Here is a 14742-nt window from a genome sequence, read left to right on the forward strand (position 1 = left end):
GCCGCGTGGTCCCGTCAGGCGGTCGTCGTCAGCTGGTCGACGAGTTCCGCGGCGGAATTCACCGAATCCAGGAGCTCCCCCACATGCGCGCGACTGCCCCGCAGCGGCTCGAGGGTGGGGATCCGGACCAGCGAGTCGCCACCGAGGTCGAAGATCACCGAATCCCAGCTCGCCGCCGCGATCTCCGCGCCGAACCGCCGCAGACACTCGCCGCGGAAGTACGCGCGGGTGTTCTCCGGGGGTTGGTTGATCGCCCGCAGCACGTCGTTCTCGTCGACGAGGCGCTTCATCGATCCGCGCGCCACGAGCCGGTTGTAGAGCCCCTTGTCCAACCGGACATCCGAGTACTGGAGGTCGATCAGCTGCAGTCGCGGCGCCGACCATCCCAGACCCTCGCGCTGGCGGAATCCCTCCAGGATGCGCAGCTTGGCAGGCCAATCGAGGATGTCGGCACACTCCATCGGATCGCGTTCGAGCCGATCCAGGACGTCGGCCCAGGTCTCGAGTACGTGTGCCGCCCGGGTGTCGTCGCTGCGTTCGGTCTCGTGGAACTTCATGCACCGCTCGAGGTACTCGCGCTGCAACGCGAGCGCGGTCAGTTCCCGTCCATCGGTGAGGGCGACCGTCGCTGCCAGCGTCGGGTCGTGACTGATGGTGTGCACGGCCTGGACCGGCCGGGCCAGTTCGATGTCGGAGAAGTCGACTCCCGCCTCGATCAGGTCCAGCACCAGGGCGGTGGTCCCCACCTTGAGGTAGGTCGCGGTCTCGGCCAGGTTCGCGTCGCCGATGATCACGTGCAGTCGGCGGTACCGTTCCGGATCGGCATGGGGCTCGTCACGGGTGTTGATGATGCCGCGCTTGAGGGTGGTCTCGAGTCCGACCTCCACCTCGATGTAGTCCGAACGCTGCGACAGCTGGTAGCCGGCTTCGTCGCCGGACTGGCCGATGCCGACCCGGCCCGAACCGGTGATCACCTGGCGGGACGCGAAGAAGGTGGTGAGACCGGCGATGACCGCGGTGAACGGGGTGTCCCGGTTCATCAGGTAGTTCTCGTGGGTGCCGTAGGACGCGCCCTTACCGTCGATGTTGTTCTTGTAGAGCTGCAGACGGGGCGCACCCGGGACGCTGGCGACATGCCGGGCGGCCGCCTCCATGACCCGCTCCCCGGCCTTGTCCCAGATGACCGCATCCATCGGGTCGGTGACCTCGGGAGCCGAGTACTCAGGGTGCGCGTGGTCGACGTAGAGCCGGGCACCGTTGGTCAGGATCATGTTCGCCGCGCCGATCTCGTCGGCATCGATGATGGGGGCCGGCCCCGCGCCCCGACCGAGGTCGAATCCGCGGGCATCGCGAAGTGGCGACTCCACCTCGTAATCCCAGCGTGTGCGCTTGGCACGCGGCACACCGGCGGCCGCGGCATACGCCAGGACTGCCTGCGTGGAGGTCATGATCGGGTTCGCGGTCGGGTCGCCGGGAGCGGAGATCCCGTACTCGACCTCGGTGCCGATGATTCGCTGCATGCTACGAGCGTAGATGTTCATCGTGCCGCGGTCGCACCCTCGCCCCTGTCTCGGTAGCGTCGACGCGGTGAAAGCCTTCCGCCGGTTCACCGTTCGGGTGCCGCTACCAGCCGAGCTCACCGACCTCACCGACCTCGCCCACAATCTCCGCTGGGCGTGGCACTCCCCGACCCAGGATCTGTTCGCCGCGATCGACCCGGCGCTGTGGCACGAGACGGCGGACCCGCTACGTCTGCTCGCCGAGGTCGACCCCGACCGCATCGCCGAACTGTCCCGGGACCACGCCTTCCTCGACCGGCTCGCGACCGCACGTGAGGATCTCGAACGCTACGTCGCGCGGCCTCGGTGGTTCGGCGACTACGTCGCCGGACTCGACTCGGAAGCCGTTGCACCGCAGTCCATTGCGTACTTCTCGATGGAGTTCGGGATCTCCGAGGTGCTGCCGATCTACTCGGGTGGGCTCGGCATCCTCGCCGGCGATCATCTCAAGGCCGCCTCCGACCTCGGGCTGCCGTTGATCGGTGTCGGCCTGTTCTACCGGTCGGGTTATTTCCACCAGAGTCTGACCGACGACGGCTGGCAGGTCGAACGCTATCCGGTCAACGACCCGACCTCGCTGCCGCTGCGGATCCTCGCCGACGAGGGCGGTCCGGTGATCGTGACGATCTCGATGCCGGGCGGCCGGACGCTCGACGCCCAGGTGTGGGTGGCGACGGTCGGGCGGATCCCGCTGTTGCTGCTCGACTCCGATCTGCCCGCCAACGACGAGGAGCTGCGCAACGTCACCGACCGGCTCTACGGCGGGGACCAGGACCACCGGATCAAACAGGAGATACTGCTCGGCATCGGGGGTGTGCGTGCGGTGCGGGAGTACGTCCGGATCACCGGGCATGCGGTCCCGACCGTCTTCCACATGAACGAGGGCCACGCCGGGTTCCTCGGTGTCGAACGAATCCGTGAGATGTGTACCGCTCCCGATCCCCTTGATTTCGACACCGCGGAGGCCGTGGTCCGGGCGTCGAATGTCTTCACGACCCACACCCCGGTCCCGGCGGGCATCGACAGATTTCCACTCGACATGGTGCGCTACTACCTCGACGCGGACGAGACCGGGAACTCCCGATTGGTCCCCGGCCTGTCTGTGGCCACCGTGCTCGACCTCGGTGACGAGGCGGATCCGGGCGTCTTCAACATGGCGCACATGGGCTTTCGGCTCGGACAGCGCAGCAATGGCGTATCGCAGTTGCACGGTGCGGTGAGCCGTGAGATGTTCGCCGATCTGTGGCCCGGGTTCGACGCGGGCGAGGTCCCCATCGGCGCCGTCACCAACGGGGTGCACGGGCCGACGTGGACGGCGCGGCGCTGGCAGGAACTCGCCGCGGGCGACGGCCACGCCGCTGTCGTCGGCGACCTGCCTGCCGACGAGATCTGGGAAATCCGTTCCACCCTGCGGGCCCGACTGGTCGACGAGGTGCGTCGTCGAGCACACACCAGCGGACGCGAGCGTGGGTTCACCGACGCCGAACTGGGGTGGACGTCCGACATCTTCGATCCGGCCGCGTTGACCATCGGCTTCGCCCGCCGTGCGGCCACCTACAAGCGACTCACCCTGATGCTGCGCGACCCCGAACGGCTGCGACGGATCCTCACCGACCCGGACCGGCCGGTGCAGCTGGTCGTCGCGGGCAAGGCGCACCCGGCCGACAACGGTGCCAAGGCTCTCATCCAGCAGGTGGTCCGATTCACCGACGACCCGGCGCTCCGGGATCGGATCGTGTTCCTGCCGGACTACGACATCTCGATGGCCCGCGAGATCTACTCCGGGTGCGACGTCTGGTTGAACAACCCGGTTCGCCCGATGGAGGCCTGCGGGACGTCCGGGATGAAGTCCGCCATGAACGGCGGCCTGAATCTGTCCATCCTCGACGGTTGGTGGGATGAGATGGCCGACGGTGAGAACGGCTGGGCCATCCCGTCGGCGGAGGGGGTCTCCGACGAGCACCGTCGCGACGACCTCGAGGCGGAGGCTCTCTATGCGCTGCTCGAGGAGACCGTGATCCCGATGTTCTACAACCGGTCGACCACCGGTGTGCCGGAGCGCTGGGTGGAGATGGTCCGCCACACGCTGAATCGACTCGGACCCCGGGTGCAGGCGTCGCGAATGGTCCGCGACTACACGACTGCCCTCTATGGCCCGGCGGCCACCCAGTTCGCCTCCATCTGCGCCGACGATTTCGCGCCGGCGCGTGACCTCGCCGACTACCGGCACCTGCTCGATCAGAGCTGGCCTGCGGTGCAGGTCGCCGGCATCGACGAAGCGGGCACGGGCGATTCACTCGCCGAGGACAGCCCGCAGCGGGTGAGCCTCACGCTCACCGCCCATGTCGCCCTGGGAGAGCTGACCGCGGACCGGGTCAGGGTCCAGGCGCTGGTCGGTCGGGTGACCGACGAGGGCGAGATCCTGGACCCGGTGATCGCCGAGATGTCGCCGGCGCCCGGAGCCGACCCATCGGGACGGACGCTGTTCGTCGCGACGGTGCGCCCCGCGCGCTCCGGTCGCCACGGCTACACGGCGCGGGTCCTGCCCCGGCATCCACAACTCTCCGACGACGCCGAACTCGGGCTGGTGCGCTACCCCGTCGGGACGGCCGCAGACGCGGGACCCGGCCACCCGGCGCCCCACGTGCCGGGCTGACACCCGAGGGCGATGGGCCGGCCGGCGCCGAGCAAACCCGAAAGCAGGCGGGCCGGCCCGCCGACCAAAACCGGTCCCGGTCCCTGAGGAGCGAGCCTGCGAGCGTCACCAAGGACCGAAACCCCGCGCAGTACCGCTACAGGTACTGGCCGGTGTTGGTCTCGGTGTCGATCGCGCGGCTCGCACCTGCGCTCTTGCCGGTGACCAGCGTGCGGATGTAGACGATCCGCTCGCCCTTCTTGCCCGATATCCGGGCCCAGTCATCCGGGTTGGTGGTGTTCGGCAGGTCCTCGTTCTCGGCGAACTCGTCGAGGATCGAGTCGAACAGGTGCTGCACCCGAAGACCTGGCGCACCGGTGTCGAGCTGCGACTTGATGGCGTACTTCTTGGACCGGTCGACGACGTTCTGGATCATGGCGCCGGAGTTGAAGTCCTTGAAGTACATGATCTCCTTGTCGCCGTTGGCGTAGGTGACCTCGAGGAACCGGTTGTCGTCGCTCTCGGCGTACATCCGTTCCACGACCCGCTCGATCATCGCGTTGACACACGCAGTGCGATCTCCGCCGAACTCGTTGAGATCGTCGGCGTGGACCGGTAGCTGCTCGGTCAGGTACTTGGAGAAGATGTCCATCGCCGACTCGGCGTCCGGACGTTCGATCTTGATCTTCACGTCGAGTCGACCCGGTCGCAGGATCGCGGGGTCGATCATGTCCTCGCGGTTCGACGCGCCGATCACGATGACGTTCTCGAGGCCCTCGACGCCGTCGATCTCGCTGAGCAACTGCGGCACGACGGTGGTCTCGACGTCCGAGGAGACGCCGGAGCCACGGGTTCGGAAGATCGAATCCATCTCGTCGAAGAAGACGATCACCGGGGTGCCCTCGGACGCCTTCTCGCGGGCCCGCTGGAAGATCAGCCGGATATGACGCTCCGTCTCGCCGACGAACTTGTTCAGTAGCTCGGGGCCCTTGATGTTCAGGAAGTAGGACTTCGCTTCCTTCGCGTCGTCACCGCGAACCTGGGCGATCTTCTTGGCCAGCGAGTTGGCGACCGCCTTGGCGATCAGTGTCTTTCCGCATCCGGGCGGACCGTAGAGCAGGACACCCTTCGGCGGACGCAATGCGTAGTCGCGGAACAGATCCTTGTGCAGGAACGGCAGTTCCACGGCGTCGCGGATCTGCTCGATCTGTCGGCCGAGACCACCGATGTCCTCGTACCCGACGTCGGGGACCTCTTCGAGGACGAGATCCTCCACCTCGGCCTTCGGGACGCGCTCGAACGCGAAGCCGGCCTTTGTGTCGATCAGCAACGAGTCGCCCGGGCGCAGCTTCCGGCGTTTGCCGTCCTCCCCGTCGACCTCACCCATCAGTGGTTCGGCCAGCCAGACGACGCGTTCTTCGTCGGCGTGGCCCACCACGAGCGCACGACTTCCGTCGCCGAGGATCTCGCGCAAGGTGCTGATCTCGCCGACGGAATCGAACTCACATGCCTCGACGATGGTCAGCGCCTCGTTCAGCCGCAAGGTCTGACCCTTGCTGAGTGCGTCGATGTCGATATTCGGTGAGCAGGTGAGACGCATCTTGCGCCCGGAGGTGAAGACGTCGACCGTGCTGTCGGGGTGGATGTCGAGGAGCACGCCGTAGCCGCTGGGCGGCTGTCCGAGCCGGTCGACCTCCTCGCGGAGGGCGACGAGCTGCTGACGGGCCTCTTTGAGGGTGTCGAGCAGCTTCGCGTTGCGCGCGGTGAGGTTGTCGACTCGTTCCTGCAGATCCTTGGGGTCGGCGGGCCGCCCGAAAGACGACCGCTGCGAGTCGGAACGCACCACCGGTGAGGTGTACGCGGGGACGAATCCCTCGTCGGGCATCTGGACGGAATCGTCGCGGTCGGATCCGTCGTCGTGCGCACCCGAGGACCCGAGGCGGTCGGCGCCACTGGCGCCCTGGCGGTCAGATTCGGTCATTGCTGACTCCTCTCCCCGGCAAACACTTCTCTCGTGGAGTGTTTGCGCCGTAACCCCACGCTACCGGTGCGGGCCGGAAAACGCCGTGCACCGCGCGATTCACGTTGTTGACGGTCTGTTAAATCTACGTATTCGCAACGTATTCGCGACGTTTCGCGCGGTAAACCACTTTGCGAGCGACGTGTTCAGAACCTCACCCGCGCGATGGCCGACGCTGCGGCCGCAGGGTCGTGACACCGTCGGCGAGACGACGCGTGGTGATCAGAAACGCCGTGTGTCCTTGCATTTTGTGTTCGGGACGCACTGCGAGCCCGACTGCGCTCCAGTCTCTGACCAGCGACTCCCACGCACGGGGTTCGGTCCAGCACTCCTGCTCACGTATCGCCTCCATCACGCGCGACAACTGCGTGACCGTCGCCACATAGACGATCAGCACGCCACCCGGCGTCATCGCGTCCCGCACCACGTCGAGGGGCTCCCACGGAGCGAGCATGTCCAGCACGACGCGATCGAAACAGCCGTTCGCGGATACCTCGGAGGTGTCCAGGTGGGCCAGGTCGTCGATGACGAGATCCCAGTTGGGCGGCCTTCCGGCAAAGAACGTCTCGACGTTGCGGACGGCATGTTCGGCGTGGTCGTCGCGGATCTCATAGGAGGTGACCGAGCCCTCTGGACCGACGGCACGCAGCAACGAACAGGTCAGCGCGCCGGAACCCGCGCCCGCCTCCAAGACCCGGGCGCCGGGGAAGATGTCGCCCTCGGTGACGATCTGCGCCGCGTCCTTCGGATAGATGACCTGTGCGCCGCGTGGCATGGAGAGCACGTAGTCCACCAGCAGCGGCCGCAAGGCGAGGTACTGCGTACCACTGGTCGCCGATACGATGCTGCCTTCGGGCGAGCCGATCAGATCGTCGTGGGCGATCGCGCCACGATGGGTGTGGAAGAGTTTGCCCGTCTCGAGGTTCACGGTGAACTTGCGTCCCTTGGCATCGGTGAGCTGTACGCGATCACCTACGACGAAGGGGCCGGATGTCGGCATCGGATTGAGTCCTTCCGGCTGGTCGCGGCAACTCGCCCGCGCGCTCCGCTCCCGGCGCCGCTGGGTGTCGTTCCTCGAACCTGTCACTGTCGCGACCTACCCTGCCAGTTGTGAGTACGACAACTGAAGCCGGGCCCGTTCCCGGGGCCGCGGACGCCGCGAGTGCTTCGGCGAGCGGGCCGTCGCCACGAGGTCTGGTCGGACGCCCGCTGGCCCTGTCCCCCTCGCGCGCAGCCGACTTCAAGCAGTGCCCGCTGCTCTATCGGTACCGGGCGATCGACCGGTTCCCGGAGACCCCGACCAAGGCCCAGACGCGGGGCACGGTGGTCCACGCCGCGCTGGAGAATCTCTTCGACATGCCGGCGGAGTTGCGGACCCAGGAGTCGGCCGACCTGCTCGTCGAGGGCGCGTGGGCGGCGATGCGTGAGGGCGATCCGCAGCTGTCCGACGTCGTGGACGAGAGTCAGAGCGACCGCTTCGTGGCCGAGGCCCAGAAACTCATCGCCACCTACTACACGATGGAGAACCCGACCGCGTTCGAGGCCGACGCCTGTGAGGAACACGTCGAGATCGACGTCGACGATGTGCTGATGCGTGGGTTCATCGACCGGATCGACATCGCACCGACAGGCGAGATCCGGGTGGTCGACTACAAGACCGGGCGATCGCCCGGGGAGGCCTATGAGGCCAAGGCCCTCTTCCAGATGAAGTTCTATGCGCTTGCCATCCTCCGCACGCGCGGCGTGGTACCCAAACGTCTGCAGCTCATGTACCTGTCCGACGGTCAGCAGTTGATCTACGAACCCGACCGGGCCGAACTCGAACGTTTCTCCCGCACCCTCAAGGCCATCTGGTCCGCGATCCGTTCGGCGGTCGCCAGTGGCGACTTCCGGCCACGCCGCTCTCGCCTGTGCAGCATGTGCGAGCACAAGACACGCTGCCCGAGTTCGGTGGCGAAGTACCGCCCTACCCGGGGCCGCCTCCGGGATTCGCTCCCGAGCCCCAGTCCTGACCCCCTCACGGGGCCACTATGACGGTTGGCATACGGTGGCTGTGTGGAGAGCTGCTACTACGTGCCGATCGACAGTCCGGAAACTCTGCCGTCCCATGACTCGGCAACGAACGACCCGGCATCCTCTGGTCACGAGTATTTCCAGCCCACCGAGGCGACCCAGAGCGTGTGGGCGGCGACGATGCAGCACGGCGGACCCCCGTCGGGCCTGATGATGCGGTCGCTGCTCCGCTGCGACCCGCACCCGGGTCAGCGGTTCACGCGGGTGACCACCGAGATCCTCGGCCCGATCGGACTGGGGGTGAACCGCGTCCGCGCGCAGGTGGTCCGCCCGGGTCGCCAGATCAGCCTGGTGAGCACGGATCTCGAGGTGCGCCAACCCGACGGCTCGTTCCGCCTCGCCGCCCGATCGGTCGGTTGGCGACTCCGGACGGCCGACACCTCGGCCATCGCCGAGGGCCCGTCCCCGCTCACTCCGGTGCCCGCCGAGTTGACACCGGTAGCGGGCGTGACCGGCAACGTGGATCTGGGAGTTGACTGGGGTACAACAGGTTTCATCGGGTCGATCGAGTCGGCGACGCTCGCCGGACGCACCGGGGACACCCCGGCGGTCTGGATCCGCCCGGCGATCCCGCTGGTCGGTGGCGAGGAGATCTCCGAGCTGGAGTCGGTCTTCAGCGTCATCGACATCGCGAACGGCATGGGCACGCGCCTGCGTACCGACGAGTGGACGTGGATGAACACCGACACGACCGTGCATCTCACCCGGACGCCCAGCGGGCCGTGGGTGGGGATCGACGCCGACATGGTCCAGGGGCCCGACGGGTACGGCGCGACCTTCGCAGACCTCTACGACACCGACGGGTTCATCGGCCGGTCGGCGCAGACGGTGCTCCTTTCGGAGCTCTGAGCGGACCGGTCAGAAGCGGCAGGACCGGATGTCGGTGGCCAAGATCGCCTTCGCCCCGAGTTCGGACAGCTCGTCCATCAACCCCTGGTGTTCCTTGCGCGGCACCATCGCTCGTACGGCCACCCAGTCCGGATCCGCCATCGGCGCCACGGTCGGCGATTCGAGGCCCGGGGTCAGCGCGGATGCCTGGGCGAGGAGGGTCCGCGGGCAGTCGTAGTCGATCATCACGTACTGCTGACCGAAGACCACGCCCTGGACGCGCGCGATGAACTGCTTGGCGGCCTTGGTCCGCTCCGCACCACCCTGTGAGATCAGGACAGCCTCGGAGTCGCACAGCGACTCGCCGAAGGCGGCCAGCCCGTGCTGACGTAGGGTGCGCCCCGACCCCACGACGTCGGCGATCGCATCCGCGACACCCAGCTGGATCGAGATCTCGACGGCTCCGTCGAGACGGATGATCTCCGCGTCGAAACCACGCCTGCCGAGGTCGGCCCGCACCAGATTCGGGTACGACGTGGCGATCCGCTTACCTGCCAGATCCTCGACGGTCCACGCCTTGCCCGCGGGGCGGCGTACCGGAACGTCGACGAGCCGAAGCCCATGGAGAGCTGTTCGTCGACGGTTGCGCCGGAGTCGAGCGCGAGGTCCCGCCCGGTGATCCCGAGGTCCAGGGTGCCGGAACCGACGTAGATGGCGATGTCCTTGGGCCGCAGGAAGAAGAACTCGACATCGTTGGCGTTGTCCAGGACGGTGAGATCCTTGGCATCGGAACGCTTGCGATATCCGGCTTCGGCCAGCACAGCCCCCGCCGATTCGGAAAGCGCTCCCTTGTTGGGCACGGCTACGCGCAACATGTTCTTGGTGTCCTAACTGATTGCCGAATGGTCTGGGAGAACAATCTGGGGGCCGGTACGTGACATCAGGTGCCGACCCCTACAGATGGCGGTACACGTCCTCCATCGACAGTCCACGCTTGATCATCATCACCTGCAGCCAGTAGATCAGCTGGGAGATCTCCTCACCCAGCGACTCGTCTGACTCGTACTCGGCGGCCAGCCAGACCTCGCCGGCCTCTTCGATGATCTTCTTGCCGAGGGTGTGCACCCCGGAATCGAGGGCCGCGACGGTCCCGCTACCGGCGGGTCGATTCTGCGCCTTGTCGCCCAGCTCGGCGAACAGCTCCTCGAATGTCTTCACGATCCCCTATCTTGGCATGTCACGGTGGTCGGAGCGATGGCCGGGGTGCTGCCCGGTCCAGGCGTCGGTGAGGTCGTCGAGTGTGAGGCCGACCAGCGATTCCCGGAAGGTACGCAAATTGCCGGACGGTACAGGCGCCGCCGACGGCAAGACGAGTGTCGGGCATCCGGCGGCGGTCGCCGCGACGGTGCCGGTCGGTGAGTCCTCGACGGCCAGGCATTCCCCAGGCGTCAGGCCGAGCAGGTCGGCTGCACGCAGATAGGGGTCCGGCGCGGGTTTCCCGACGGCCACCTCGTCCCCGCAGACCGTCGCGGTGAACCGGTGACGCCCCAGCGTCGCGAGGGCGGTCTCGGTCAATTCGCGCACCGTGTTGGTCACCAGCACCATCGGCAGCCCGGCGGCGGCGACGAGGTCCAACGCCGCGGCTGCGCCCGGCCGCCACGGCAACCCGGTCGCGAAGAGTTCGGCGACGTGGTCGAGAAGCCACCGATAGTCGCCGTCCCGATCGCGGTCCGATGCGGCGACGTCGGCGGCCTCGTACACCTTGGTCATCGCGTCGGGAAGCGAGTTGCCCAGGGTCGACTCCCGCAGCGCGGGCGACATCATGATGCCGTGCCGCAGTGCCAGGTCGGCCATGGCGATGTCCCACAACGGCTCGGAATCGAGCAGGGTGCCGTCCATGTCCCACAGCACAGCAGCTGGTCCCGTCCGGGCGGCGCTGGTGGGGATCGGAGTGCTGTTCACCCCTGCATTCTCGCAACCGCCTTCTCGGTCGTCTCGTCCGCCGGGTAGAACATCTCGATGGTCATCTCCTCGAGCGTGATGTCACGGGGCGTCCCGAAGGTGGTGAGCGTGGTGAAGAACGACAACACCTCGTCGCCGAGACGCAGGACGAACGGCACCAACAAGGCGGGCTCGGATGCGGCACGTTCTGTCTGCCGGCCCCACGCACGGTCGAGGTGGGCGACCGTGGGGTACTCCCGCACCTCTCGCTCGATGGCGGCCAGGCGCGGGTCGCCGGTGACGCGGACAAGACGGCGCAGGGTGTCCATCAGATACGACGCCCAGATGTCCAGATTCTCGGTGACCCGCGCGAAGCCCTCGGGGTGCAGAGAAGCACGGAACAGATTGAACGGCGGCCCCTGCAGGTGTTCGGGCAGCAGACCGGCGAGAGTTGTCGCGGTGTCGTTGGCCAACACGACATTCCAGCTCCGGTCGAGCGCGAGCCCCGGATTGGGGTTGTGGGCGTCCAGAATTCGTTGCACCGACGTCCGGATGCGCTGCATCGCCGCCGCATCGAGAGACTCCTCGGTGTACCGCGGCGCGTGTCCGGCCGCCAACAGGAGCGCGTTGCGTTCCCGCAGGGGGATGTCGAGCCGGGCCGACAGCGCCTCGAGCAGGGCGGGACTCGGCCGTGACTTCCCCGTCTCGACAAAGCTCAGATGGCGAGGTGATACACCTACGTCGTAGGCCAGGTCGAGTTGGCTTATCGATCGCTGCGATCGCCACTGCCGCAACATCGTTCCCGCGTCGGCCGCCATGTCGCCCATCCTACGGCCGCACACGAACGGATCCGACTACCTCGTAGGTAGTCGGATCCGCGATGTCGTGCCGGCCGGCGGTTCCCGGCCGATACGGAAATTCAGTTCTCGTCCTGATGGGCCTTCTGTCGTTCCTTGGCCACCTTCGCCTCGCCACGCGCTTCTTCGGCTTCCGCCTCCTTGCGGGCGGCTTCGAGGTCGGCCTGTCCCTTGTCCTGCTGGGCGCGACCTTCTCGGGTCAGGTCGTCTTGCCCGGAGACCGCGCCGGCTGCCTCCTTGACCTTTCCCTTGATGTCCTCGACGGCTCCCTTGACCCCTTCGGCCGGTCCGCTGTCGCCTTGTGCCATGAAACCCTCCTCGGTCGGGATGCATATCTGTGGTGACTTCGGTCGTCACGCATCCACGGAGTTGCCAATTCCCAGCAGTTCAAACGTGGCGATGACGTCGCAGGTAGTGGACTCGGACCGCGACGCAACGCACGCTGCAGTTCATGACCTCCGAGAACTCACCGACCGTACTGATCTCCCCTGCGATGGCCGTGCCGTCGCGCTACTACCGACCTGTCGTCGACGCCTTCGGTCGCCGCGGGTGGTCTGCGACGACGATTCCGCGACGCGGGATCGGAGACGGCGCCCAACCGCCCTCGCGCGCTCTCGACTGGTCGTATGCGGATGAGACAGATGACCTCGCCGCCGCGGTTCGCTTGGTGCGCGAGACGTCCGGCGGGCCGGTGATGATCCTCGGGCACAGTCTCGGTGCCCAGTTGTGTGCGATGCTCGGCCGCCGACGCGACGACAGCGCCCCGGACCTCGTCGCCACTGTGGCCGGATCGGTCCCGTATTTCCGGCATTACCCCAAGGGCGGCGTGACGGAGTGGTGCACCGCAGCCGCGGTCCCGCTCGCCACGGCGGCCTTCGGTCACTGGCCCACACCAGGTTTCGGCGCGCCGGCGCCTCGCACGCTGATGCGGGAATGGGCCCGAATGGTCCGCACCGGGCGCACCCCGTTCGACGGCGCCGATCCGATCTCGATCCCCACGTTCGCCGTACGCCTCGCAGGCGACCGACTGGCACCCGCGGCGGCGGCCGAACACTTCGAGCGCGCCTTTGCGGCCGCCTCACGCACAACCTGGACGTATTCAGCGGGAGACTGCCCTCCGGGTGGGTCGGTGGGACATGTGCGCTGGGCCCGCACCCCGGATGCCGTTGTCGATCGCGTCGTCGACTGGTGGGTGCATCGCCTCGGCAACGAGGGCATCCGCAGTCGTCCACGACGCGGTGTCTCGATCACGGCGACGACCACACCGAGGGTGCCCGGTCCCATCATCGAGGCGTAGATCGACAACGCGCTGTCACCACGACCGTAGGTGTGCCCGCCTTCAACCCAGCCGTCGAGGAACCGGTATCGGAACAGTCAGCCGGGCGTCGATGCCAGGATCTGCTCACGGGTACGCGCGGCCGTCGCAGCAGCCCAGCGGCCCGTCGACACGATACCGACCACGATGATCCCGACACCGCACAGCGCCATGAGAATCCACGCCGGATGCGACGCCGCGGCCAGCCCGGTCCAGACGGGGCCGTCGATACCGGAGAACGCCACGGCTCCGAAGATCGCAACGCCCAGCGAGATCCCGACCTGGCGGCTGGTCGAGGCGATCGCCGACGCGACGCCGGCCTGTGACCGGGGCATACCCGAGACGGCGGCATTCGTGATGGGGGCGTTGACCAATCCCATGCCCACGCCGAGGAACAGGTACGCGACGCCGAGGTACCACATGCTGGTGTCATTGCCTGCCTGCGTCAGCATCAAGCCACTGACGAGCACCATCGCACCGGCTCCGACCATCGGCACACGTGCGCCACGATCGCCCACCAGCCGACCCGACAACGGCGAGAAGACCGCGTTCGCGACCGCCATCGGCAACGTCATCAGACCGGCCTGCAGCGGGCTCAACCCGCGGACCTGCTGCAGGTAGAGAGTGTTGAGGAACAGGAATCCGCCCATCGCGCTGAACGCGAGGATGGCACCGATCACCGAACTGCTGAACGGGACGCTGTGGAAGAAGCGGAGATCGAGCAGTGGCTCACGCCTGCGCGACTCGACGAGAAGGAACGCGACGAGCGCGACGACCGCGGTGGCGAAGGCGCCGATGACGAGGCCGGAGTCCCAACCGAGACCGCGGCCCTCGATGATGCCGTAGGTGACGGTGGCGAGGAAGACGAGGATCAGGAACTGGCCGGCCGGGTCGGGACGGCGCGCGCGAGCGGCCTTCGACTCCGGAACGAGGATCGCGGTGAGGATGATCGCAGCGAGGCAGACCGGGACGTTCAACCAGAAGATGGCCTCCCAGCCGATGCCGTCGACCAAGGCGCCGCCGACGAGCGGCCCGAGTGCCATGCTCACCCCGATTGCCGTCCCCCACATGCCGATCGCACGTGCCCGTTCTTTCGGCTCCGTGAAGGTGTTGGTGATGATCGACATCGCGACCGGATTCATCATCGCGCCACCGATCGCTTGGAGCATCCGGGCACCGATGAGCATCTCCGGCGACACCGCGAGCGAGCAGAGAATGGAACCGAGCCCGAAGATCGTGAGCCCCACCTGGAAGACGCGCTTGCGACCCAGTCGGTCGCCGAGCGATCCACCGAGCATCAACAAGCTGGCCAGCACGAGGGTGTAGGCGTCCACCACCCATTGCAGCTGGGATGCCGTCGCGCCGAGGTCGGAACCGATCGCCGGTAGTGCGACGTTGACGCCGGATGTGTCGATCCCGACGATGAACAGGCTCAGACAGCACGTCGCCAAGATCGCCATGCGACGGCGCGTGCCGAGTTCGGAGATGTCCGTGCGTGGGTCGGGCATGGTCGG

Annotated in this window: 11 protein-coding genes and 2 pseudogenes; 4 read left to right on the top strand and 9 right to left on the bottom strand. The window is 67.2% G+C overall.

Annotated elements, in window-relative coordinates; all coding sequences use genetic code 11:
• Positions 1 to 14: 14 nt before the first annotated feature.
• Positions 15 to 1520 carry a depupylase/deamidase Dop gene (gene dop / locus GTV32_RS04495; RefSeq protein ID WP_161059115.1) on the bottom strand — a complete coding sequence of 502 codons (1506 nt, stop codon included), beginning with the start codon at positions 1518 to 1520 and terminating at the stop codon, positions 15 to 17.
• A 67-nt stretch (positions 1521 to 1587) separates the two neighbouring features.
• Here dop and glgP point away from each other — a divergent pair, with 67 nt between their 5' ends.
• On the top strand, positions 1588 to 4215 hold the full coding sequence (glgP, locus tag GTV32_RS04500; RefSeq protein WP_161059116.1) for an alpha-glucan family phosphorylase: 2628 nt from the start codon (positions 1588 to 1590) through the stop codon (positions 4213 to 4215).
• A gap of 136 nt (positions 4216 to 4351) precedes the next feature.
• Here the strand turns inward: glgP and arc are convergent, their stop codons facing one another.
• Both arc and GTV32_RS04510 read right to left on the bottom strand, forming a co-directional pair.
• Positions 4352 to 6175, bottom strand: a complete 1824-nt coding sequence (gene arc, locus GTV32_RS04505) for a proteasome ATPase (RefSeq protein WP_161059117.1) — start codon at positions 6173 to 6175, stop codon at positions 4352 to 4354.
• A 193-nt stretch (positions 6176 to 6368) separates the two neighbouring features.
• Entirely contained in the window at positions 6369 to 7214 is an 846-nt protein-coding gene (locus GTV32_RS04510; protein ID WP_161059118.1) for a tRNA (adenine-N1)-methyltransferase, read from the bottom strand.
• A 194-nt stretch (positions 7215 to 7408) separates the two neighbouring features.
• Here GTV32_RS04510 and GTV32_RS04515 point away from each other — a divergent pair.
• Both GTV32_RS04515 and GTV32_RS04520 read left to right on the top strand, forming a co-directional pair.
• Positions 7409 to 8226 (top strand): annotated as a pseudogene (locus GTV32_RS04515) (RecB family exonuclease).
• A 43-nt stretch (positions 8227 to 8269) separates the two neighbouring features.
• The gene (locus GTV32_RS04520) at positions 8270 to 9136 is read left to right on the top strand and encodes a thioesterase family protein (protein ID WP_161059119.1); all 867 of its coding nucleotides are present in this window, start codon (positions 8270 to 8272) and stop codon (positions 9134 to 9136) included.
• A 9-nt stretch (positions 9137 to 9145) separates the two neighbouring features.
• Here GTV32_RS04520 and hisG read toward each other — a convergent pair.
• From hisG to GTV32_RS04545, 5 genes and pseudogenes are all read right to left on the bottom strand, one after another.
• Positions 9146 to 9990 (bottom strand): annotated as a pseudogene (gene hisG, locus GTV32_RS04525) (ATP phosphoribosyltransferase).
• 79 nt (positions 9991 to 10069) lie between these two features.
• The gene (locus GTV32_RS04530; RefSeq protein ID WP_161059120.1) at positions 10070 to 10333 is read right to left on the bottom strand and encodes a phosphoribosyl-ATP diphosphatase; all 264 of its coding nucleotides are present in this window, start codon (positions 10331 to 10333) and stop codon (positions 10070 to 10072) included.
• Positions 10334 to 10339: 6 nt separating this feature from the next.
• Positions 10340 to 11062: an HAD family phosphatase gene (locus GTV32_RS04535; RefSeq protein ID WP_343287431.1), complete on the bottom strand. Its 723-nt coding sequence runs from the start codon at positions 11060 to 11062 to the stop codon at positions 10340 to 10342.
• A gap of 11 nt (positions 11063 to 11073) precedes the next feature.
• Complete coding sequence (locus GTV32_RS04540; protein WP_161059121.1) at positions 11074 to 11874, bottom strand: helix-turn-helix transcriptional regulator; 801 nt, start codon at positions 11872 to 11874, stop codon at positions 11074 to 11076.
• A 101-nt stretch (positions 11875 to 11975) separates the two neighbouring features.
• Positions 11976 to 12221 carry a CsbD family protein gene (locus tag GTV32_RS04545; protein WP_161059122.1) on the bottom strand — a complete coding sequence of 82 codons (246 nt, stop codon included), beginning with the start codon at positions 12219 to 12221 and terminating at the stop codon, positions 11976 to 11978.
• Between the two features lie 143 nt (positions 12222 to 12364).
• Between GTV32_RS04545 and GTV32_RS04550 the strand changes: the two genes are divergently transcribed.
• The gene (locus GTV32_RS04550) at positions 12365 to 13210 is read left to right on the top strand and encodes an alpha/beta hydrolase (protein WP_161059123.1); all 846 of its coding nucleotides are present in this window, start codon (positions 12365 to 12367) and stop codon (positions 13208 to 13210) included.
• A 77-nt stretch (positions 13211 to 13287) separates the two neighbouring features.
• Here GTV32_RS04550 and GTV32_RS04555 read toward each other — a convergent pair whose 3' ends face one another.
• Positions 13288 to 14736, bottom strand: a complete 1449-nt coding sequence (locus tag GTV32_RS04555; RefSeq protein ID WP_161059124.1) for an MFS transporter — start codon at positions 14734 to 14736, stop codon at positions 13288 to 13290.
• Positions 14737 to 14742 lie beyond the last annotated feature (6 nt).

This window comes from Gordonia sp. SID5947, from assembly GCF_009862785.1.
Taxonomy (GTDB): Bacteria; Actinomycetota; Actinomycetes; order Mycobacteriales; family Mycobacteriaceae; genus Gordonia.

Bases quoted from the DNA above. Each gene is read 5' to 3' on its own strand.
- dop (WP_161059115.1), bottom strand. From the start codon at position 1,520: ATGCAGCGAATCATCGGCACCGAGGTCGAGTACGGGATCTCCGCTCCC.
- arc (WP_161059117.1), bottom strand. From the start codon at position 6,175: ATGACCGAATCTGACCGCCAGGGCGCCAGTGGCGCCGACCGCCTCGGG.
- GTV32_RS04510 (WP_161059118.1), bottom strand. From the start codon at position 7,214: ATGCCGACATCCGGCCCCTTCGTCGTAGGTGATCGCGTACAGCTCACC.
- GTV32_RS04540 (WP_161059121.1), bottom strand. From the start codon at position 11,874: ATGGCGGCCGACGCGGGAACGATGTTGCGGCAGTGGCGATCGCAGCGA.
- GTV32_RS04545 (WP_161059122.1), bottom strand. From the start codon at position 12,221: ATGGCACAAGGCGACAGCGGACCGGCCGAAGGGGTCAAGGGAGCCGTC.
- GTV32_RS04550 (WP_161059123.1), top strand. From the start codon at position 12,365: ATGACCTCCGAGAACTCACCGACCGTACTGATCTCCCCTGCGATGGCC.
- GTV32_RS04555 (WP_161059124.1), bottom strand. From the start codon at position 14,736: ATGCCCGACCCACGCACGGACATCTCCGAACTCGGCACGCGCCGTCGC.